This window comes from Stenotrophomonas sp. 10N36, from assembly GCF_056395005.1.
Genome location: NZ_JBFTIS010000011.1, coordinates 154,420 through 173,127 on the forward strand (window position 1 = coordinate 154,420; position 18,708 = coordinate 173,127).

19 protein-coding genes are annotated in these 18,708 nt (G+C 67.5%); 10 read left to right on the forward strand and 9 right to left on the reverse strand.

Annotated elements, in window-relative coordinates:
* The first annotated feature begins 27 nt into the window (after positions 1–27).
* A complete protein-coding gene (locus AC1DCJ_RS12700; protein WP_478071111.1) occupies positions 28–1,167 on the forward strand; it encodes a tetratricopeptide repeat protein in 1,140 nt (379 codons plus the stop codon).
* 7 nt (positions 1,168–1,174) lie between these two features.
* Here AC1DCJ_RS12700 and AC1DCJ_RS12705 read toward each other — a convergent pair whose 3' ends face one another.
* A complete protein-coding gene (locus AC1DCJ_RS12705; RefSeq protein ID WP_128095696.1) occupies positions 1,175–1,510 on the reverse strand; it encodes a zinc ribbon domain-containing protein YjdM in 336 nt (111 codons plus the stop codon).
* A 115-nt stretch (positions 1,511–1,625) separates the two neighbouring features.
* On the opposite strand from AC1DCJ_RS12705, the gene AC1DCJ_RS12710 reads away from it, so the two are divergent.
* The 3 genes from AC1DCJ_RS12710 (at position 1,626) to AC1DCJ_RS12720 (ending at position 4,587) form a co-directional block, all read left to right on the forward strand.
* Complete coding sequence (locus tag AC1DCJ_RS12710) at positions 1,626–2,981, forward strand: Hsp70 family protein (RefSeq protein WP_141058985.1); 1,356 nt, start codon at positions 1,626–1,628, stop codon at positions 2,979–2,981.
* 1,115 nt (positions 2,982–4,096) lie between these two features.
* Positions 4,097–4,396 (forward strand): YkgJ family cysteine cluster protein, encoded by a 300-nt coding sequence (locus AC1DCJ_RS12715; protein WP_081797314.1) that lies wholly within the window; start codon positions 4,097–4,099, stop codon positions 4,394–4,396.
* 11 nt (positions 4,397–4,407) lie between these two features.
* Positions 4,408–4,587, forward strand: coding sequence for a hypothetical protein (locus AC1DCJ_RS12720; protein ID WP_038687055.1), 180 nt, complete (start codon positions 4,408–4,410; stop codon positions 4,585–4,587).
* Between the two features lie 45 nt (positions 4,588–4,632).
* Here AC1DCJ_RS12720 and AC1DCJ_RS12725 read toward each other — a convergent pair whose 3' ends face one another.
* The 3 genes from AC1DCJ_RS12725 to AC1DCJ_RS12735 are packed head-to-tail and all read right to left on the reverse strand — an operon-like array spanning position 4,633 to position 6,639.
* Positions 4,633–5,517 (reverse strand): DUF4097 family beta strand repeat-containing protein, encoded by an 885-nt coding sequence (locus tag AC1DCJ_RS12725; RefSeq protein ID WP_137191555.1) that lies wholly within the window; start codon positions 5,515–5,517, stop codon positions 4,633–4,635.
* A gap of 13 nt (positions 5,518–5,530) precedes the next feature.
* On the reverse strand, positions 5,531–6,058 hold the full coding sequence (locus AC1DCJ_RS12730; protein WP_478071112.1) for a hypothetical protein: 528 nt from the start codon (positions 6,056–6,058) through the stop codon (positions 5,531–5,533).
* Complete coding sequence (locus AC1DCJ_RS12735; RefSeq protein ID WP_137191557.1) at positions 6,055–6,639, reverse strand: RNA polymerase sigma factor; 585 nt, start codon at positions 6,637–6,639, stop codon at positions 6,055–6,057. The genes AC1DCJ_RS12730 and AC1DCJ_RS12735 overlap by 4 nt, the downstream gene beginning before the upstream one ends.
* Positions 6,640–6,774: 135 nt before the next feature.
* Between AC1DCJ_RS12735 and AC1DCJ_RS12740 the strand changes: the two genes are divergently transcribed.
* Both AC1DCJ_RS12740 and AC1DCJ_RS12745 read left to right on the forward strand, forming a co-directional pair.
* Entirely contained in the window at positions 6,775–6,957 is a 183-nt protein-coding gene (locus AC1DCJ_RS12740; protein ID WP_038687047.1) for a hypothetical protein, read from the forward strand.
* 80 nt (positions 6,958–7,037) lie between these two features.
* Positions 7,038–7,619 carry a mechanosensitive ion channel family protein gene (locus AC1DCJ_RS12745; RefSeq protein ID WP_038687045.1) on the forward strand — a complete coding sequence of 194 codons (582 nt, stop codon included), beginning with the start codon at positions 7,038–7,040 and terminating at the stop codon, positions 7,617–7,619.
* A gap of 100 nt (positions 7,620–7,719) precedes the next feature.
* Here the strand turns inward: AC1DCJ_RS12745 and AC1DCJ_RS12750 are convergent, their stop codons facing one another.
* The 3 genes from AC1DCJ_RS12750 to AC1DCJ_RS12760 all read right to left on the reverse strand — a co-directional run bounded on the left by AC1DCJ_RS12750 (position 7,720) and on the right by AC1DCJ_RS12760 (position 9,223).
* Positions 7,720–8,148, reverse strand: coding sequence for a hypothetical protein (locus AC1DCJ_RS12750; protein WP_478071113.1), 429 nt, complete (start codon positions 8,146–8,148; stop codon positions 7,720–7,722).
* 147 nt (positions 8,149–8,295) lie between these two features.
* Positions 8,296–8,562, reverse strand: coding sequence for a DksA/TraR family C4-type zinc finger protein (locus tag AC1DCJ_RS12755; protein WP_313246676.1), 267 nt, complete (start codon positions 8,560–8,562; stop codon positions 8,296–8,298).
* 109 nt (positions 8,563–8,671) lie between these two features.
* On the reverse strand, positions 8,672–9,223 hold the full coding sequence (locus tag AC1DCJ_RS12760; RefSeq protein WP_478071114.1) for a DUF2058 domain-containing protein: 552 nt from the start codon (positions 9,221–9,223) through the stop codon (positions 8,672–8,674).
* Positions 9,224–9,296: 73 nt separating this feature from the next.
* On the opposite strand from AC1DCJ_RS12760, the gene AC1DCJ_RS12765 reads away from it, so the two are divergent.
* The 3 genes from AC1DCJ_RS12765 (at position 9,297) to AC1DCJ_RS12775 (ending at position 13,029) form a co-directional block, all read left to right on the forward strand.
* Complete coding sequence (locus AC1DCJ_RS12765) at positions 9,297–9,794, forward strand: M48 family metallopeptidase (RefSeq protein ID WP_038687037.1); 498 nt, start codon at positions 9,297–9,299, stop codon at positions 9,792–9,794.
* An 889-nt stretch (positions 9,795–10,683) separates the two neighbouring features.
* Entirely contained in the window at positions 10,684–11,394 is a 711-nt protein-coding gene (locus AC1DCJ_RS12770) for an rRNA pseudouridine synthase (RefSeq protein WP_137191563.1), read from the forward strand.
* A 57-nt stretch (positions 11,395–11,451) separates the two neighbouring features.
* Positions 11,452–13,029 carry a phospholipase D family protein gene (locus tag AC1DCJ_RS12775; RefSeq protein ID WP_137191564.1) on the forward strand — a complete coding sequence of 526 codons (1,578 nt, stop codon included), beginning with the start codon at positions 11,452–11,454 and terminating at the stop codon, positions 13,027–13,029.
* Between the two features lie 105 nt (positions 13,030–13,134).
* Here AC1DCJ_RS12775 and AC1DCJ_RS12780 read toward each other — a convergent pair whose 3' ends face one another.
* Positions 13,135–14,238: an HDOD domain-containing protein gene (locus tag AC1DCJ_RS12780; protein ID WP_478071115.1), complete on the reverse strand. Its 1,104-nt coding sequence runs from the start codon at positions 14,236–14,238 to the stop codon at positions 13,135–13,137.
* A 321-nt stretch (positions 14,239–14,559) separates the two neighbouring features.
* On the opposite strand from AC1DCJ_RS12780, the gene AC1DCJ_RS12785 reads away from it, so the two are divergent.
* Positions 14,560–15,657, forward strand: coding sequence for a Glu/Leu/Phe/Val dehydrogenase dimerization domain-containing protein (locus tag AC1DCJ_RS12785; RefSeq protein ID WP_137191566.1), 1,098 nt, complete (start codon positions 14,560–14,562; stop codon positions 15,655–15,657).
* A 94-nt stretch (positions 15,658–15,751) separates the two neighbouring features.
* Here the strand turns inward: AC1DCJ_RS12785 and AC1DCJ_RS12790 are convergent, their stop codons facing one another.
* The gene (locus AC1DCJ_RS12790) at positions 15,752–18,610 is read right to left on the reverse strand and encodes a S8 family serine peptidase (RefSeq protein ID WP_478071116.1); all 2,859 of its coding nucleotides are present in this window, start codon (positions 18,608–18,610) and stop codon (positions 15,752–15,754) included.
* Positions 18,611–18,708 lie beyond the last annotated feature (98 nt).

Below are 18,708 nucleotides of genomic sequence, written 5' to 3' on the forward strand. Positions count from 1 at the left end.
AACGACCGTCCCTGCGAGGTGAGCGACATGTCCGCCTGGAAAATGCTGTACGTGCCGGCCCTGCTGTTGGCGCTGTCAGTGCCGCCGGCGACCGCCGCTGACCCGGTCCCCGCGCCGGCCCCCTCGATCGCCGACGTCCCGCCCACGCCCGAACAGATCCTGGCGATACCGCCGGAGCTGCAGGCACTGCTGAAACAGCGGGTGATCGCCCCGGTCTATTCGCGCGAGCAGCGCGTGCAGCGGCTGGTGCACATGATCTTCGATGAAGACGCCATGCACCTGTCCTACGACCCCTACGCGACCCAGACCCTGACCGAAACCTGGCAGAACCGGCGTGCCAACTGCCTGTCCTTCACCCTGCTGTTTGTCACGCTGGCGCGCGCCGCCGGCATCGATGCGCGCGTGCAGGAGGTGGCCCAGGTGGTCACCTGGCATGAAGACCAGGGCGCCATCTACAACATAGGCCACGTCAACGCCGGGGTGAACCTGGACGGGCGCATCGCCGTGGTGGACCTGGACCGCAACGTGCTCTACGACCGCTACGGCCCGCAGCAGATCGACCCGCCGCGTGCGCTGGCGCACTTCTACAACAACCGCGGCGCCATGCACATGAGCGAGGGCAACCTGGTGCAGGCGCGCGCCTACTTCCAGGCGGCGCTGGCGCAGGAGCCGGACTTCGTGGCCAGCTGGAACAACCTCGGTGTGCTGGATGCCCGCAGCGGCAACCTGGCCGATGCCGAACGTGACTACCGCACCGCGCTGCGGATCAAGCCGCGCAATGCCGCCAGCCTGACCAACGCCAGCGCGCTGTACCGCCGGCTGGGCGACACCCGCCAGGCCGGCCTGCTGGCCCGACGCCTGCAGCAGGTGCAGCACAGCGATCCGTTCGTGCAGTTCCGCCTGGGCAACGAGGCCGAGCAGCGCCACGACTACACCGACGCGATCCGTGCCTACCGGCGCGCGATCAGCCTGTACAGCACCGCGCACCAGTTCCATTTCGGGCTGGCCCGCGCCTACTTCCTGGCCGGCGACAACCGTCGCGCCTCGGTGGAAATGTCCAAGGCGCGTGACCTGGCCGGCACCAACGCCGATTTTCTCAAGGCGCAGTACCAGGCCAAACTGGACACCCTGCACCGCATGCGGCAAGGCACCGCGGCGGTCAATTGAGCCCGGCTCAGGCCTTCTTGAGGAAGCAGGTCTTCAACACCAGGCCCTTGATCTTGTCCGAGTTGCCTTCGATGTGCTCGGCGTCGTCCTCGACCAGGCGGATGTTGCGGATCACCGTGCCCTGCTTGAGCGGGATGGAGGAGCCTTTCACCTTCAGGTCCTTGATCACGGTGACGGTGTCGCCCCCGGCCAGCACGTTGCCGTTGCTGTCGCGCACCACCACGCCCCCGGTACTGGCTTCGGCGGCGGTCCACTCATGCCCGCAGTCGGCGCAGATCCACAGCGCGCCATCGGCGTAGGTGTTTTCCAGGGTGCATTGCGGGCAGGCAGGAGCGGTAGACATGGTGACGCCTTCGTAAACTGAACAACGGCTATTGTAACCGCCCGCCTTCCGGCCCTTGCACCGCTGGCCCGCTTGCCGCACAGTGCGCGCCCCCTGACCTCCGGCCCGGCCCCGCATGAAAATCGGCATCGACTTTGGTACCAGCAACTCCGCCGCCGCCGCGGTGGTGGACGGAAGGGTCGTGCCGATCCAGTTCGGCCAGGCCGAGCAGTTCCGCACGACGGTGTATTTCCCGGAAGTGATGCGCGACCCGAACGACTTCGAGCTGACCCCGGCGCTGGAACACGAGCTGGCCCGGCTGATCGACGCCGCCGCGCGCGATGCACGTGCGGCCGGGCAGGAACGCGCCCACGACGCCCTGCGCCGCGAAGCGCTGCGCGTGGTGCGCCGGCAGTGGATGGAAGAGCAGATGCGCGCGCCGCTGACCTCGACCAAGCTGCTGCAGAACGCGGTGTATGGCGATGAGGCGCTGGAAGCCTATTTCGAAGAGAACGAGGGCAACCTGGTGCAGAGCCCGAAGTCGATGCTGGGCTACAACCTGCATCCGCGTGCGCGCCAGACCATTACCGGCATTGCCACCCACATCCTGGAACACATCCGCCTGACTGCTTCGCGGCAGCTGGACCGCCCGGTGCGCACGGCCACGCTGGGGCGCCCGGTGCAGTTCCGCAGTTCGATCGGCGCGGCCGGCAACGATCAGGCGCTGGAGATCCTGCACAGCGCGGCGATCGCGGCGGGCTTTGACGATGTGGACTTCCTTGAGGAGCCGGCCGCGGCGGCGATGCATTACCACGCTGAAAGCGCGGAGGAGCACGAGGCGATCGTGGTGGACATCGGCGGCGGTACGACCGATGTCGCGCATGCGCGGGTGGGTGGGCAGCACGCCCCGAAGATCCACCGCGCATGGGGTATCGCGCGCGGCGGTACGGATATCGATCTGGCGTTGAGCCTGGGCGCGTACATGCCGTTGTTCGGCCGCGGCGTGAGCCGGGTGCCGGCGCACCACTATGTGGAAGCGGCGATGGTGCAGGACATGACGCGTCAGCGCGATTTCCGCCAGCACAGCTATCGCGATGCGGAAGCGCCGTGGGGCAAGCGGTTGCAGGCGCTGCAGGACACGGGCAACACGGCGCGGCTGTACCGTGAGGTGGAGCAGTGCAAAATCGCGCTGAGCAGCGCGGTGGCGCATGAGAGTGCGCTGGATTTCATCGAGCGCGGGATGGCGGTGCAGGTGGAACGCGCGCGGCTGGAAGCGGCGGCGGGCAACTACCTGGCCGAGCTGACGACGCTGCTGGAGCAGGTGCGCGCGGACATCGGCCACGACCCGGCCGCGGTGTTCCTGACCGGCGGGATGTCGCGCGCGGGGTACCTGCAGGACGCTGTGGCGGCAGCATTCCCGGGCGCAACCCTGATCCGCGGCAACCCCTCCTTCGGCGTAGTCCACGGGTTGGCGTGGGCTGCTGCTTCGTAACTGCGGTGAATCTAGAGCGGGTCTCACGGTCTTCTGGTTTGGGTCGGGGTGGGTGAGGTTGCGGGGCACGCTGCAAGTACGTCCTTGTAAGCTCCGCCACCGCATCCATGCGGTGGAGGGCCCCGCAACCTCACCCACCCCGCCCCCCGACAGTTGGCCGGTGCGCATGCAAAAAGCACCGCAGCTTTTTTTTGGGGGGGAGGATGCCGAGCGTAGCTCGGCACTTTCGAAGCAACTGCAACTGCAACTGCCACTGCAACAGCAACAGCAACAGCAAAGGCCACTGCAAAGGCCGAAGCAACGGCGAAAGCAACGGCGAAAGCAACGGCGAAAGCAACGGCGAAAGCAACAGCCAAAGCAGCAGCTACAGGTGCTGCCGCTCTCGCGGCCTTTGCCCACTGCCACACCCATCCACATATCCAAACTTAAGCCGCAGCCGCAGCCGCAGCCGCAGCCTCAGACAGTGCTGCCGATCAATCGGCGTGCCCGGCCCGCCAGCCAAACCGGCTTATCTGCCGTTGCTCCGGCTATTCCCTTGCGCCCCGACCCTGTGTGCAGGTGCGTCGTGTGTGGGTTGGCAGGGCCCTCCACCGCATGGATGCGGTGGCGGAGCTTACATGGACGTACTTGCAGCGTGCCCTGCCAACCCACACACGACGCGCCCCACCAAGGAACACGCAGCCCAAGGCCCTTCGCTTCGGCTTCGGCTTCGGCTTCGGCTCTGGCTTTGGACCTGGACTAGGACTTGGCTCCGGACGTTGCCCTTCGCTCTTGAATTCCACCCCTCCCACCCCCATCAAAGGGAAGGCAAGGAAGGCTGAAAGCCAAGCCCCGCAAGGGTTTCGCGAAAGCACCCGCGAGCATTAACAAAACGTTACGCCAAAAGCGCTATCATCTTTCGGCGTCAATGCGCAATGCGCACGTCGTCTCGGGCCTGGTACAGGCCACCGTCCTTCTCGATGCTGCCGCCTTGGACATGTCCCGGGCGCCGGGATCGCTTTTACGCTGTGATCCGGCTCGTTCCCAGCATGTAGCGCCCTGAGCCGCCAAGAGATATCCGATTGGGCGAACGCCTGGTTGTACCAGCCCCAGTTACCGCTGCCGAACCCGACCCCATCGACTGCCGCCGTTGTGACGCGGTCTGTTGCCGGATGTCGGTGACCGTCATGCCCGACGACAACGTACCCAGCTACCTGCTGGATACCGATGAAGCCGGACGCACCGTCATGGCGCGCAACGACGAAGGCTGGTGCGCCGCCATCGACCCCTATCACCTGCGCTGCACCATCTACTCGCAGCGTCCCGCCATCTGCCGCCAGTTTGACATGGGCGGCGATGACTGCCGCCTTGTGCGGCAGGACTACCGTCGACAACAGCACGATCTGTCGACGCTTTTTCCCTCGTTCCAACCATGACAGGAGCATCCATGGCTCGTACGCCAAAGACCTCCCCCAAGGCAGGCAACACCGTTCGCGTCGACCGTAAGCAGGGTTCCAGCACGGCCGTCAACAGCACCAGCATCGCAGCCGACCTGGCCGCGTTCCGCAAGGGCGGTGGCAAGATCGAAGTGCTTGGCAACACCTTGGCACTGAAGAAAACCGGCTGACCTGCAGCCGTCCGCACCGGCCCCGTGCCGGTGCGGGGGCCGCATTCAACGCCCGCCCAGCCCCACCCGCACGCTGCCCGAATGGGCATTGATCGCGATGTCGCCGTCGCCGCCCCCCAGTTTTGCATCCAGACTCCGGCCCGGCCCGTACCGCGGCCGCTCCACCGTGCCCGAATCGGACTGGATGTCGCCACTGAACGTCTTCACGCTCAGCTGCGCCGACACCGACCGCGGCAACTGCAGCCCGATCGACCCGCTTACCGTCTGCAACGTCACCTTGCCGCCCGGCGCCAACCCGGCCGCCGCCACCGTCAGGCTGCCCGACACCGCTTCAGCCGACAGCCGCTGCACCCGGCCCGCGTCCACCTTGATGCTGCCCGACACCGTCTCCAGCGCCACCTCGCCCGACGCACCGCCGCCAGCCTGGATGCCGCCACTGACCGCCCGCAGGTCCAATCGCGGCGTCTGCACCTGCGAACGGATCCCGCCGCTGACCGTGGTCAACGCCGTCTCGCCGCTGCGCCCTGCCGCCGAAATGCCGCCGCTCACCGCATTGGCCTGCAGCCGCCGCAGATCCACGTCGGCCACATCGATGTCTGCGCTGACCGTCCCCAGTTGCACCTCCACCGCACGCGGCACGCGCAGTTCCAGCGTTGCGCCTCCGTTGCTCCGGCCGCGCGGATAGACCACCTCCCACCGCACCCGATTGGCGCTGCGGTCCTGCTTGAGCGTCAGCCCATCGGCCATCGAACCGGTCAACGCGACCTCGTTGCGGTCCCAGCCGCGCACACTGACCTTGCCGGCGATGTTGCTCACTTCCACGCGCCCGCCCGCTCCCAGCGGGGCGCGCTCATCGACACGGGTGGCCGCCTGCGCTGCCAACGGCAGCAGCAGGGCCAGGGCTGCGATCAGACGCAATGAATGGTGCATGGTGGTGTCTCCTTCAGGATGGCAGGCCAGCGGCCATCACGGCCTGCTGGGTAAGTTCAAGGCGCAGCGCGTAGGTGCGCTGCAGTTGCCCGAGCAGAACGCGCGAGCGGGGGTTTTCAGTGAGGGCGGCGCGGATATGGTCGACACTGCTGTCCAGCTCGCGCAGTGCCGGCTGCCATTCGCCCCCCACCTGGGCGGTGGGCAGGGTCGCCATCGCCTGCTGGTACTCGGCCACCATCGCCTCGGCCTGGCGCTGAACCAGCGTCGGCGGCGGGGTCTGCGGTACCGGCGTTGGCACCACCATCAGCAGGCCCAGTGCGGCGGCCATGCCCAGGCCAACCCGCAGCGGCCAGCGTCGGCGCCGGGCCAACACGGTCACGGCGGCCGGTGCCGGTGCTGGTGCTGGTGCGGGCATCGGCATGGCCGGCAGCTGCGCGGCAATGCCCTGCCATACCCGTGCCGGCGGCAGCCGCTCGGCCGGCAGCGCGCGCAACCGCGCCTGCAGGTCATCGGAGTTGTCGGGGTGGTTCATGTCGTTCATGCGGTTTCTCCCAGGCGTGCGCGCAACAGTCCGCGTGCACGGTGCAACTGCGCCTTCGAACTGCCCACAGCCATCTGCAGCTGCTCGGCGATCTCGTGGTGTTTCCAGCCTTCTATGTCATGCAGCACCAGCACCGCACGGGCGCGCGGCGGCAGGGTTTCCAGCGCGCGCTCCAGGTCCAGCGTGGTGCCCGCACACCGGTCCACCGCCACCAGCGTGGCCAGGCTGTCCTGCCCTTCCTCGCCGGCATCGGTCAGCTGCCAGTGCGCACTGGCGCGCAGTTCCATCAGCGCCGCGTTCACCCCCAGCCGGTGCAGCCAAGTGGCCAGGCTGCTGTCGAAACGGAAGCCCGGCAACGCCTTCCATGCCTGCAGGAACGCGTCCTGCAGGGCATCCTCGGCGCGTGCGGCGTGGCCGCCACACAACCGCCACAGCACGGCGTAGATGCGCGGCGAATGGCGTCGGTAGATCTGTTCGTAGGCCGCCATGTTGCCCGCGACCGCGGCGCGGACCAGGGCGTGGTCGTCGGCGGGATCGGCCTCGGTCGGGGCACGGGATGCGGGCATGGTGGCGTTGAGCATATCCGTTGGATGCGGGGTCCACCGAAAAGGTTTAAACCGGGTGCCGCGATAGTCGCCGGTGCCGGTTCTAAACCTTTTCGCCGCCGCCCGCATCCAAGCCTGCGTACCCCACGGGCCATCGCCAAGGAACCGATCATGTCCACCAGTTGCCTCGTCCTGCTGTTGTCGCTGGCCAGCAGCTGCACCCTTCCCTGGAGCCCGGTGACTGTCCGCCTGTCGGTGTCGCCGCAACCGGACCTGTGCGTGCAATATGCCGCGCATGACCCGGTCTGCGCCTCGGTCCTGATCGCACGGCTGGCATCGCAGCCCGTGGTTTGAACGACGGGGGCGGCCCTCGGCGCGCAGCCGCATTAAGATAGGGGCTCGACGCACTATCGCTGCAAGGATCCACGCTGCACATGAAAGACCATCTGCCTACCTGGACCCACGAATGGCTGCATTACGGGGTTCCTGCCCTGCAGATCCTGCTGACCCTGCTGGCCGCCTGGCTGCTGCGCCTGGTCGCGCGGCGGCTGATGCGCCGCGTCGGCGAGCACTACACGCTGCCTCCGGAAATGATCATGGGCGTGCGCCGTGCCTTCAGTTTCGTGGTCTATACCACCGCCCTGCTGGTGATCCTGAGCATTGTCGGGGTCAAGGCGAGCGTGCTGTGGACCGCCTTCACCGGCTTTGCCGCCGTGGGTGCGGTGGCGTTCTTCGCCGCATGGAGCGTGTTGTCCAACATCTTCTGCACGCTGCTGATCTTCACCACGCGCCCGTTCCGGCTGCACGACTACATCGAGCTGCTGGAGAACGGCGAGAAGCCGGGGTTGAAGGGCCGCGTGATCGACGTGAACCTGATCTACACCACGCTGCAGGAAACCGACGGCCACCACGAAGGGACCGTGCTGCAGATTCCCAACAACATGTTCTTCCAGCGCACCGTGCGCCGCTGGCGTGATCCGTCGCAGGCCCCGGGCGGCATCCAAGGCGATGGTTGAGGACGTCGTAATGTCGCTGGCATCCAACACGGCCGCCCGAGGCGTCCGTAGGTGATGGCGGCCTGCGCCGGGTCGGGCTGCCAGCGCCGTGCGGCGTCACTCAGTGCTTTGCTGCATCGGCTTTTGCCAGCAGGCTGTAGAACTCAGGCTCGATCTCATCCACCGGGATGGATGCGATCAGAGACCGAATCAAAGGCCCATAGTCGCTTTCCATGGGTACTTCGGCCCAGTCCAGTTCGTATACCGCCTCTATCCTCACGTTTCGATGCTGCGAATGAACGAGCAGCAGCTTCATGATGGCGATGGCGCGCTCCGTCCTGTCTTGCCCCAGCGCTACTGCGCAACGGTGCTGCCAGTACTCAGGCTGATTCAATATCTCACTCTGCAACTGGTCCCATTGCCGGTCCCTGAAATCCACCAGCACTGTCTTCGCGACAAGTTCGCTGCTGTAGTGGGTCCAGTTCGAGTCCTCGGTTCCAATCCATGACGACAATCGATGGAGAGGCTCGTCTTCATGCCCGGTGGTCATCCGCCTGCGCCTGGTAGAGGGTGCTATCCCGCATCAGTATGGCGCGTCGCGGTGATCACAACCACGCATAGGGCTGCCGTCCATCGAGGTCGGCGCAGTACCGTTCACGCCTGCCGCGACGCACGACAGGAGAACGACTCGCGCGCGTCAGCGCAGCTGGCTGTCCTTGCTGCCGCGGCGGTTGTAGCCGCTGCCCTCCTGCTGCGCCGCGTCCTCTTCTTCCTGGCAGCGCACACACAACCGCACGCCGGGCACGGCCTTGCGCCGCGCCTCGGGAATGGGCGCGTCACAGTGTTCGCAGTGGGTCAGCCCGGGGCCCTGTTTGAGCTGCGCGCGGGCGCGCTGGATGGCGTCGTCAACGGTGGCGTCGATCTGGTCCTGCACCGCGCCGTCGCCTGCCCAACCTGTCGCCATGATGTGTCTCCCATGCCGGTGTCAGAGCACCAGCATAGACCCGGCCCGACGCGGCCAACCGACGTGGGGCTGAACGCGCACGGCGCCGGGTGAATGCTTCAGGCAGCGCTTACCAGACCAGGTCGTCGGGCACCTGGAATTGGGCGTAGTACGCATCATCCTCGGCGTTGCCGGTGCTCGGCTCGCTGCGGGGCTGGCTGTTGTCGAGCACGATCACGCTCGCGTCGCGCTCGCGGACCTTCTCGGCCGCCGCACGCGGCAGCAGTTCGAAGCCCTCGCCGTGGCGGGCAATCACCAGGCTGCCCGAGGCCAGCTGCCGGCGCAGCACGTTGTTCACCAGCAGGGTGCGGATCACGGTGCCGTCGTTGAAGCGGTATTCGCTCTCGCCCTCACGCTTGACCTTGTGCGCCTCGATGATCTGGCGGACCTGGGCCTGCAGCTCCTGCGCGTGGGCCTTGGCCTTGCGCTCGGCTTCCAGCGCGCGATCACGCTCGGCTTTTTCCGCACGCAGGCGCTCGGCCTCGCGCTGGCTTTCGCTGGGCGCGACCGGGGCCTTGCCGTGACGGGCTTTCACCTGTTCACGGGCGGCCTGGGAGACCTGGGATTTCTTGACCAGCCCGGCCTTGAGCAGCTGCTCCTGCAGGGGATTTGCCTTCGCCATACGCTTGCATCTGTTGTTGCGGGATTCCGGAGGCCATCATACTGGTCTGCCCGCCCAGCCCCAACCGTCGTCCATGACCGCCCTGAAGTACCTAGCCGGTTACCCCGAGGCCCTGCAGCAGCAGGTGCGCGAGCTGATCGCGGGCGACCGCCTGGGGCCGTGGCTGGAAAAGCGCTACGCGGACCTGCACACGGTGCGCAACGATCGGCAGCTGTACGACTACACGCAGGGCCTGAAGGAGCGCTATCTGCGGCAGTCGGCGCCGTTGTCCAAGGTGGTCTACGACAGCCGGCTGCAGGTGCTGAAGCATGCGCTGGGCACGCACACGACGGTGTCGCGGGTTCAGGGGAGCCGGTTGAAGGCGAGCCGCGAGATCCGGATCGCGACGGTTTTCCGCGAGGCGCCAGCCCCCTTCCTGAAGATGATCGTGGTGCACGAGCTGGCCCACCTGAAGGAATCGGACCACAACAAGGCGTTCTACCAGCTGTGCACGCACATGGAAGCGGATTACCACCAGCTGGAATTCGATCTCCGCCTGTACCTGACCCACCTGGAACGCCCCACCCGCTGACCCCTTCGCACGGGTGCGGGCCGCTGGCCGCGTGGCGGTGTCGGCCGCCCGCCGGCGGCTGTGGGTAGTGCCGGCCGCTGGCCGGCTCCTCGTAAAGCCAGAGCGAAGCCAAAGCAACTGCAACTGCAACAGCAACCGCAACGGCTTCTGGCGCAACGATCACTGGATTGGGCGGGGGTGTGTGGGTTCGCGGGACACGCTGCAAGTACGTCCCTGTAAGCTCCGTCGCCGCATCCATGCGGCTCAGGGTCCCGCGAACCCACACACCCCCACCCCAGACAGACTGCCGGTGGCCTATGAAGAGATAGAAGCGGGGGCGAAAGCAGGAAAAGGCCAAGCCAAGGCCAAAGCCAAAGCCAAAGCCAAAGCCAAAGCTCAGAATTCGATTTCAATCTGAAATTGAATTTTAATTTCTATTCAAATTTATATTTCAATTTAAAATTCAATTTCAAATTGAATTCATATTAGAAATCAAATCCGAAAAATCAGATTCAGACCAGACATCAGCTTCGACCTTCCGGCCGAGCACCCAGCCACCAAGTCACCCGCCGGCCCAAAAGCCCTCCGCTCGCAGTTCGCCGTTGCCTCCCCAAAAGGCCACCAGCCAACTGTCGGGGCTGGGGGTGGGTGGGTTGGCGGGACCGTTGGGCGCCATGGATGGCGCCCACGAGCCTCCAGGGATGGATTCACGGCGTGTCCCGCCAACCCACCCACCCCCGGCCAACCCAAGCCGCCCGGCCAACCGGCTGTGGCTTCGGCTTCGGCTGTGGCCGTGGCCGTGGCTGTTAGCTCCGGCTTCGGCTCAGGCCCAGCCGGGCCCACCCACCCACACCCACCCCCCACACCCAGTACACTCCCCGCCCGCATCCCGCTTTTCGTTGCCAGCCCCATGACCGACCCGATCCGACTCGACAAACGCCTGACCAGCCTCATCGGCTGCTCCCGTGGCGACGCCCAGCGCTACATCGAAGGCGGCTGGGTCACCGTGAACGGCACGGTCGTCGAACAACCGCAGACCCTGGTCACCGACGAAACCATCGTCCTGCGCGACAACGCCGAAGCCACCCGCACCGAAACCGTCAGCATGCTCCTGCACAAACCCGCCGGCATGCGCGCCGACGAACTGTGCGCCCTGGTCACCCCCGACAGCCGCAGCGAACTGGATGCCACCGGCGTCACCCTCCTCCAGCGCCATTTCCACGCCCTGCAACTGGTCATGCCCCTGGCCGACGAAGACAGCGGCCTGGTCGTCGTCAGCCAGGACGGCCGCGTCGTGTCCCACCTCAAGGATCGCGGCGCCACCCTCGAACAGGAATACCTCGTCGAAGTCAGTGGCGAACTGGCGCCCTATGGCATGAAGCGCCTCGCCCATGGCCTCAGCTTCCGCAACTGGCCCCTGCCCCCGTGCAAGGTCAGCTGGCAGAACGAAACCCGCCTGCGCTTTGCCATCAAACCCGTGCAGCCCGGCCAGCTCCGCGACATGTGCCGCCAGGTCGGGCTCGACGTCGTCAGCGTCCGCCGCCTGCGCATCGGCCGCGTCGCCATGGGCAAGCTGGTGCCCGGCCAGTGGCGCTACCTCGCGCCCGACGAACGCTTCTGATGCAGCCGTGCGCGCCCGGCACTCGCCGTACACGCATGCGCGGCTTAGCATCGGCACATGACTGAACCAAAGCCGCTCTGGCGCCGGATGCTGCGCTGGCTGGGAATCGTGCTCGCGGTGCTGGTGCTGTTGGTGCTCAGCGGCCTGCTGCTGGCCGACCACCTGACCCCCAAGGCCATGGGCGCCCCCAGCCACGTGCTGCCGGTCCAGCCGGCGCAGACCGTGATCGACCGCGAACTGGCCCGCCTGCAGGCCGACCATCCCGACCAGAGCGGCGTCGCCTTCCTGGCCGACGGACTGGATGCCTACGCCGCGCGCGCGGTCATCACCGCCCATGCCGGCCGCAGCCTGGACCTGCAGTACTACATCTGGCACGACGACCTGATCGGCCACCTGATGGTGCGGGCCCTGCACCAGGCCGCCGAACGCGGCGTGCGGGTGCGCCTGCTGCTCGATGACATGAACGCCCAGGACAAGGATGCCTTGTTGATGGCGCTCGATGAGCATCCCAACATCGAGATCCGCCTCTACAACCCCTTCCGCAACCGCGCCGGGCTGTGGCGGCTGGTGGAGATGGTGCAGCGCTTTTTCAGCGTCAACCATCGCATGCACAACAAGGCCTGGATCGCCGATGGGCGCGTGGCCATCGTCGGCGGACGCAACATCGGCGAAGAGTACTTCAGCGCGCGGTCGGACGTGAATTTCCGCGACCTCGACCTGCTGGTTGCCGGCCATGCAGTGGACCAGGCCAACCGCATTTTCGACGAATACTGGAACAGCGAAACCGCCGTTCCGATCGCCGCGCTCGCCTTCCATACCCCGGCCCAGCTGCGCCTGCTGGTGCGCGAATCCGAGCACGAAGCCAAACTGGATGCCGCCCAACCGTACCTGCGCCGCGTGCAGCAGTCGCAGTCGGCGCGCTCGTACTACCGCGACGCGGTGGACCTGCACTGGTCACCGAACGTGGAGATCGTCTCCGATCCCGCCATGAAGCACCGCCGCGATGACCCGTCCAACTGGCTGGTCACCCGGCTGGTCAGCGACATGCAGGCCACCCGCCACAAGGCGCTGCTGATCTCGCCGTACTTCGTGCCCGGCGAGGAAGGCACCGATGGCATGGCGGCCATGGTCAAGCGCGGCGCGTTGGTCGGCGTGGTCACCAACTCGCTGGCGGCCAACGACGTCGCCGCCGTGCACGGGGGCTACATGCACTACCGGGCGCCCCTGCTGCGCAGCGGCGTGCATCTTTACGAACTGAAGGCGCACGGCCATGGCGACCGCGGCGGCCTGTTCGGCAGCAGCGGTGCCAGCCTGCACACCAAGGCCTTCCTGCTGGATGACCGGCGCGGTTTCGTCGGCTCGTTCAACCTCGACCCACGCTCGGCGTACCTCAATACCGAAATGGGCGTGCTGTTCGACGATGCGGTGCTGGGCGCGCAACTGCGTGCCGAGTACCTGCGCCTGGCCGATCCGGCGCAGAGCTACTGGGTGACGCTGGATGCGCAGGACCGGGTGCGCTGGCTGGATCGGGCCGCCCAGCCGCCGGTGCTGCTCGATCGGGAGCCGGACACCTCGTTCTGGCTGCGGGCCAGCGCACGCGCCATCAGCTGGCTGCCGCTGGAATCGCAGCTGTAACCGGTCGCTGGAGGCAGCCACGCAGGGCGTGGCCCGACCTTCGATAGCCGCGTTCCGGGCTGGCACGCCCTGCGTGGCGGACGCCGTCTACAAAGCACCCTGCCCTCAGGCCTCCGCCTCGTCGGTGTCCAGCGTTTCCACCCCACGCCCATGCAGGCGCCGCCAGATCCATTGCAGTGCGTGCGGCGGCGTGCCGTGCTGCTGCTCCAGGATGGCCAGCGCCTGGGCCTGACCGATCCGGCCGTGCCGGCACAACAGGCTGGCGGCAGCGGCCGCCCGCGCGAAGCGCAGGCTGGCCGGCAATCCGCCCGGGGCCGTGCCGGCATCGCGCAGCAGCGCGTCGTGCACCGCACCCGGCAATTCCCAGGCCGCCGCGATGCGCCCGGCCACCGGCAAGGTCCAGGCATCCAGCAGCTGCATGGCCAGCGCGCGCGATGGCAGCGCACCGTCCTGCGCGGCGCAGGCGTCCAGCAGCTGTCGCATCACCAACGCCGCGCCCAGGCCCTGGGTCAGCCCCAGCCACTGCGCAGCGAACGCGTCTTCGTGCGTGACCAGCCGCGCATGATCGGCCGCCGCGCGCGAGGCCAGCAGCGCATGCTCCCAGATCACCGTGCCGAACTGCGGGAAGGCCTCGCAGTGCACCTGCATCACCGGCTGCACCAGCACCGCGCTGATGATCTGGCGGATGCCCTCGGTACCCACCAGTGTCACCGCCCGCTGCAGGCTGTCCACCGGCTTGGCCTGCAGGCGGTACACCGGGCTGTTGGCGATGCGCAGCAGGTTGCCGGTCAGCACCGGGTCCTGGCCGATGATGGCGGCCATCGCACGGGCCGAGGCGTCGCTGTCGTTGACCGTCTGGATCAACTGCGGCAGCAGTTGCGGGCGCCGGGGCAGCTGCCGGGCCGACCAGTCGCGTTGCTCCAGCGCCGCCACGACCGCCGCGTGCAGCGTGTCATCGCTACGCGGGTCGTCGGCGGCCGCGCAGCCACTGCGCCGCACCAGGGCCAAGGCGTGGAAGCCGGTCTGCAGCGCCTCGGCGTGGGCGGCATCGACGGCACTGCCAGCCTGCGCAGCCGGTGCCGTCACGGGCGCACGCGGACGCGCGGGCCCCGCCGACGCGGAGGCACGCACCCTGCGACGCCGCGTCACCGCCAGCCCCAACGCGACCGCTCCCGCCAGCCCCGCCGCCACGATCACGTTCATATCCATCAGCGCGGCCGCCTTGGGCGGCACCGCATCTGTGTTGTCACTGCACCCACGTCGTCCGTCCTGGCATTGCTGGTACTGCGCACCGTTGCCACGGCATCGGCGCCATCTTCAGCAACTTTAATGGCCCGTGCGGCTGCAACCGGGGCCACGGCCTGTCATGGGGTCGGGGCAAACCCTGACAACACCCTCCGGCGGAATGCACTAGAATGGCGCCGCGCGACCCGTCCCCCGATCCGACGAAGTCGCTTTTTTTGTTTTACACCCCACCTTTTGCTGGTGCGTTCGACGCTGTTGCCAGCCGTTCGCCCCATCGGAGCCACCATGTTATTTGAAACCCTCGAAACTTCCGGTCACGAACAAGTGGTGTTCTGCCACAACCGCGATGCCGGCCTGAGGGCGATCATCGCCATCCACAACACCACCCTGGGCCCTGCCCTGGGTGGCGTGCGCATGCGCCCGTACGCCAGCACCGACGATGCCCTGGCCGACGCGCTGCGCCTGAGCCGCACCATGACCTACAAGAACGCCCTGGCCGGGCTGAACGTGGGTGGCGGCAAGGCGGTGATCATCGGCGACCCGCGCAAGGACAAGAGCGAGGTGCTGTTCCGCGCGTTCGGCCGCTACGTCGACTCGCTGGGCGGGCGCTACATCACCGCCGAGGATGTGGGCACCGATGTCAACGACATGGAGAACATCTACCTGGAAAGCGAGTACGTCACCGGCGTGCACCAGGTCCATGGCGGCTCCGGCGACCCGGCCCCGTTCACCGCCTATGGCGCGCTGCAGGCGCTGATGGCCTCGATGCAGCACAAGCTGGGCCATGAAGAAGTGGGCAAGACCAGCATCGCGGTACAAGGCCTGGGCCATATCGGCATGGAGCTGGTGAAGCTGCTGCGCGACCGGGGCGCCAAGCTGTTCGTCACCGACCTGGACAGCGCGCGGGTCGAACGTGCGGTCACCGAATACGGCGCCGAGGCCGTGAAGCCGGACGACATCTACGACGTCAACGCCGATGTGTTCGCCCCGTGCGCGCTGGAAGGGGCGATCAACCCGCAGACCCTGGCCCGCTTGAAGTGCAAGATCGTCTGCGGCACCGCCAACAACCAGCTCTCCAGCCTGGAGGTCGGCGATGAACTGCATGCGCGCGGCATCCTGTACGCCCCGGACTACGCGGTCAACGCGGGCGGGGTGATGAACGTCTCGCTGGAAATCGACGGCTACAACCGCGAACGCGCGATGCGCCTGATCCGCAGCATTTACCACAACCTCGGCCGGATCTTCGCCCTGTCCCAGAGCGAGGGCATCGCGCCCCAGCGGGCGGCCGACCAGATCGCCGAAACGCGCATCCATTCCATCGGCAAGCTGAAGATGCCGCTGGGCCGCGCCACGCCGCGACTGGGCACGCTGCGCGGGAACTGAGCCGCTCGGCCGCACCACACGCAGAAGGGCGCGATTGCATCGCGCCCTTCTGCGTTTCAGACCGTTACGTTGGTGGCCTCGACCGGCCGGCTGCCTAGAACGCGGCCGAATAGCGCAGCGCAACCTGGCTCAGGTCGCCGCGCGGCCCGAACCGCTGGTCGTAACCGAACGCCACCCGCGTGTTGCGGGTCAGCCACGATTCCACCGACAGCCCGAACAGCCCACCCGATCGCGCCGGCTGCAGCCCCGCCATCGGCGCCCAGGCATCCACGCCGACGAAACTGGCGTCCTGTACCAGCCCATCACTGGACAGCAGCTGCTGCCATTCGGCATAGCCGCGCAGCGCCCAGCTGCCCCACTGGCGTTCGGCACGCACGCCGGCCAGTGCCTGGCTGCGCGTGCTCACCCCGCCCTGGGTGCGCAGGCCGAAGCCCAGCCCGCCCTGTTCGCTGAAACTGTCGCTGTCCACGCGGGCGTAGTCGGCCCCCAGGTACGGGGTCAACGAGGCCCGGCCATCGCCAAGGCGGTAGCCGGTTTCCACGCTGGCCGCCGTGAACTGACCGCCGTAGCGGGCGTTGACCCCGTACTGGCCGGCACCGAGCAGCAGCTGGCGATCGATTTCCCGGGTGAACTGGCCGGCGCCCAGCTGGCCCAGCGCGTAGGCCCGCCCCGTGCCCCAGCCGGCATACATCTGCGCCTGCGACTGGCGGTCGCGGCCACGGTCACTGCCCCAGTCGCGGCTGTTGTGCGTGCGGGTTTCGCCGAAGGCAACGCCCAGCACGCCGTTGCTGCCGACGGCCATGTCCTGGCCCATCATCCAGCCACGGGTGTCGGCACCGCTGGCCGAGAAGCTGCCCTGCCCGACCTCGCCGAGCTGGTTTTGCCAGGCACCGCGCAGGCGCGGTGCGCCCTGCACCTGGCCAAACCGCGCCGACAGCGCGCGGCGGTTGAGATCGACGCTGTCGAAGGTGGCGGCGGTGGCCAGCGCATGGGCCTTGCCAGACAAGCTGTCCAGGCTGGCCTGCAGCGCCTGGTTGCCCTGCACCTGCTGCAACTGCCCGGCCGCGTCTGCGAAACCACTCGTGCCGTTGCCGCTTCCGGTATCGAGTTGGACAAACGCCTGTTCCACGCGGCTGGCCGACCCGATCGCCACGGCATCCAGACCCGCAGCGGTGGCGGCCGAGCTCACGTTGACCCGGTTGATGTTCAACCACGCCGTGCTTGCATCGTAGGAGAAGGTGGCATCCAGCAGCGTGACCGGGCCACTGAAGTCCAGCGCACCGAAGGCGCCGCTGACACCCGTACCGGCCTTGATCAGCGCCTGGCGCTGGTTGTTCTGCGGCACATAGCCGCTGACCGCACCGACCACGCTGACGCGCCCGGCTTCCAGGCTGGCATGGCCGGTCACCTGCAGTGCGGGCGCACCCAGCGTCGTGATGTAGCGGGCATTGGACCGCTGCACGTAATCGCCGTCGATGACCGCATTGGTATTGGCTTCGGTGAGAACAACGCTGCCGTTGTTATCGACGATGCCCGTAATGCGCGTGGTGCCGGTACGGAACTGCAGGGCGCCCAGCGTGCCGTTGCCGGCCGCAGGGCCGACCAGCACCACCGAGGTGAGCGACGCGCCGTCACGCAGCGCCAGCGTGCCCCGCTCGATGCGGGTCAGGCCGCTGTACGTGTTGGCACCGGACAGCACCAGCGTGCCGTCGCCCTGTTTGGTCAGCCCACCGTCGCCACTGATGTTGTTGGCCCACACGGTGCCCGATGCCGACTGCGCCACGTTGATCGTGACGTCGCCCCAGTCGAACCGCCCCGGACCATTGATGGCCTTGGCGATGTTGAGCAGGCCGTAACCAAAGGTGCTGTCCACGCCGGGCGCGCCCAGGTCGGTGGCGGTGCCCAGCAGCGTCTGCCGCACCAGGTCGTTGCTGAAATACGGGTACTTCTGCCACACCAGTGCCGCTGCGCCGGATACCAGCGGCGCGGCGAACGAGGTGCCGTAGTTCCAGAGATAGCTCGGGGTACCGCCGGCGGTATGTGCCGGATCGACGTACACCGCCGCGCCCGGGGCGGCCAGGCAGTACTTCGCCGCGACGCCGCAGGCATTGGCATAGGACGCCAGCTTGCCGGGACTGTTGGAATCGACGGCGGTGACGCTCAGCCAGCCGCGCTCCAGGTCGGCCGCCGGCAGTGTGCCGTTCGGGCCGGGTTGGCTGGGCAACGCCGCCATGCTGGACGGGTTCGGCTTGCTCTCGTTGCCGGTGGCGAACACCACCAGGCCGCCGTGGTTGAGGATGAAGGGGCGGTATTCCTGGGCGATCGGCGCGGTGGCCGCCGGGTTGGTCCAGTACAGACCGCCCCAGGAGTTGTTCATGACCTTCACGCCCTGGTTCATCAGGTCCACATGGACCTCGGCCAGGCCCAGCGCGCCGTTGACTTCATTGCCACTGCCCGAGCCATCGTCGGTGGGCCGCGTGTCGGCAATGATGCGTGCCGACACGATCTGCGCGCCGGGCGCGATACCGCCCTGCCACGTACCCATGGCCGCACCGGCGGCCAGTTCGGCAACGGCGGTGCCATGCCCGACCACGTCATCGACGTTGAGGTTGTTCACCCGCGGATCGACGTAGCTGTAACTGGCCAGCACGCGCCCGGCCAGCGCCGGATGGTTGCGCATCACGCCGGAATCGACGATGCCGATACGCACGCCGCTGCCGGTCAACCCGGCACTGCGCGCGGCGCCGGCCTGGGTGATGGTCAGGTGYGCATCGAAGGCCGGCTGCGTGGGCGTGGTCGTCGTGGGCGGTGGGGTGGTAGGGGGCGGGGTGGGCGGCGTGGTCGGGGGCGGATCGACGCGGACATTTCCGCCCCCGCCGCCACCGCCACACGCAGCCAGCGCCGCCGCGAGCGCGGTGACCAATACGGATCGACCCACTACTGCCTTGTTCATCCTTGTTTCCCCAATTGACGTGTCGTTCGCCCCCGTCTGGCCGGTCCTCCTGGACCTGACCCGGCGGCAAGTGCCAAGCCTCTATACTTGGCCGGTAG

What these genes read in the sequence shown, in the direction of transcription:
- AC1DCJ_RS12705 (WP_128095696.1), bottom strand. Translation starts at nt 1,510, where the DNA reads ATGTCTACCGCTCCTGCCTGCCCGCAATGCACCCTGGAAAACACCTAC.
- AC1DCJ_RS12725 (WP_137191555.1), bottom strand. Translation starts at nt 5,517, where the DNA reads ATGCACCATTCATTGCGTCTGATCGCAGCCCTGGCCCTGCTGCTGCCG.
- AC1DCJ_RS12710 (WP_141058985.1), top strand. Translation starts at nt 1,626, where the DNA reads ATGAAAATCGGCATCGACTTTGGTACCAGCAACTCCGCCGCCGCCGCG.
- AC1DCJ_RS12760 (WP_478071114.1), bottom strand. Translation starts at nt 9,223, where the DNA reads ATGGCGAAGGCAAATCCCCTGCAGGAGCAGCTGCTCAAGGCCGGGCTG.
- AC1DCJ_RS12730 (WP_478071112.1), bottom strand. Translation starts at nt 6,058, where the DNA reads ATGAACGACATGAACCACCCCGACAACTCCGATGACCTGCAGGCGCGG.
- AC1DCJ_RS12775 (WP_137191564.1), top strand. Translation starts at nt 11,452, where the DNA reads ATGACTGAACCAAAGCCGCTCTGGCGCCGGATGCTGCGCTGGCTGGGA.
- AC1DCJ_RS12700 (WP_478071111.1), top strand. Translation starts at nt 28, where the DNA reads ATGTCCGCCTGGAAAATGCTGTACGTGCCGGCCCTGCTGTTGGCGCTG.
- AC1DCJ_RS12745 (WP_038687045.1), top strand. Translation starts at nt 7,038, where the DNA reads ATGAAAGACCATCTGCCTACCTGGACCCACGAATGGCTGCATTACGGG.
- AC1DCJ_RS12735 (WP_137191557.1), bottom strand. Translation starts at nt 6,639, where the DNA reads ATGCTCAACGCCACCATGCCCGCATCCCGTGCCCCGACCGAGGCCGAT.
- AC1DCJ_RS12780 (WP_478071115.1), bottom strand. Translation starts at nt 14,238, where the DNA reads ATGGATATGAACGTGATCGTGGCGGCGGGGCTGGCGGGAGCGGTCGCG.
- AC1DCJ_RS12720 (WP_038687055.1), top strand. Translation starts at nt 4,408, where the DNA reads ATGGCTCGTACGCCAAAGACCTCCCCCAAGGCAGGCAACACCGTTCGC.
- AC1DCJ_RS12740 (WP_038687047.1), top strand. Translation starts at nt 6,775, where the DNA reads ATGTCCACCAGTTGCCTCGTCCTGCTGTTGTCGCTGGCCAGCAGCTGC.
- AC1DCJ_RS12765 (WP_038687037.1), top strand. Translation starts at nt 9,297, where the DNA reads ATGACCGCCCTGAAGTACCTAGCCGGTTACCCCGAGGCCCTGCAGCAG.
- AC1DCJ_RS12785 (WP_137191566.1), top strand. Translation starts at nt 14,560, where the DNA reads ATGTTATTTGAAACCCTCGAAACTTCCGGTCACGAACAAGTGGTGTTC.
- AC1DCJ_RS12770 (WP_137191563.1), top strand. Translation starts at nt 10,684, where the DNA reads ATGACCGACCCGATCCGACTCGACAAACGCCTGACCAGCCTCATCGGC.
- AC1DCJ_RS12755 (WP_313246676.1), bottom strand. Translation starts at nt 8,562, where the DNA reads ATGGCGACAGGTTGGGCAGGCGACGGCGCGGTGCAGGACCAGATCGAC.
- AC1DCJ_RS12750 (WP_478071113.1), bottom strand. Translation starts at nt 8,148, where the DNA reads ATGACCACCGGGCATGAAGACGAGCCTCTCCATCGATTGTCGTCATGG.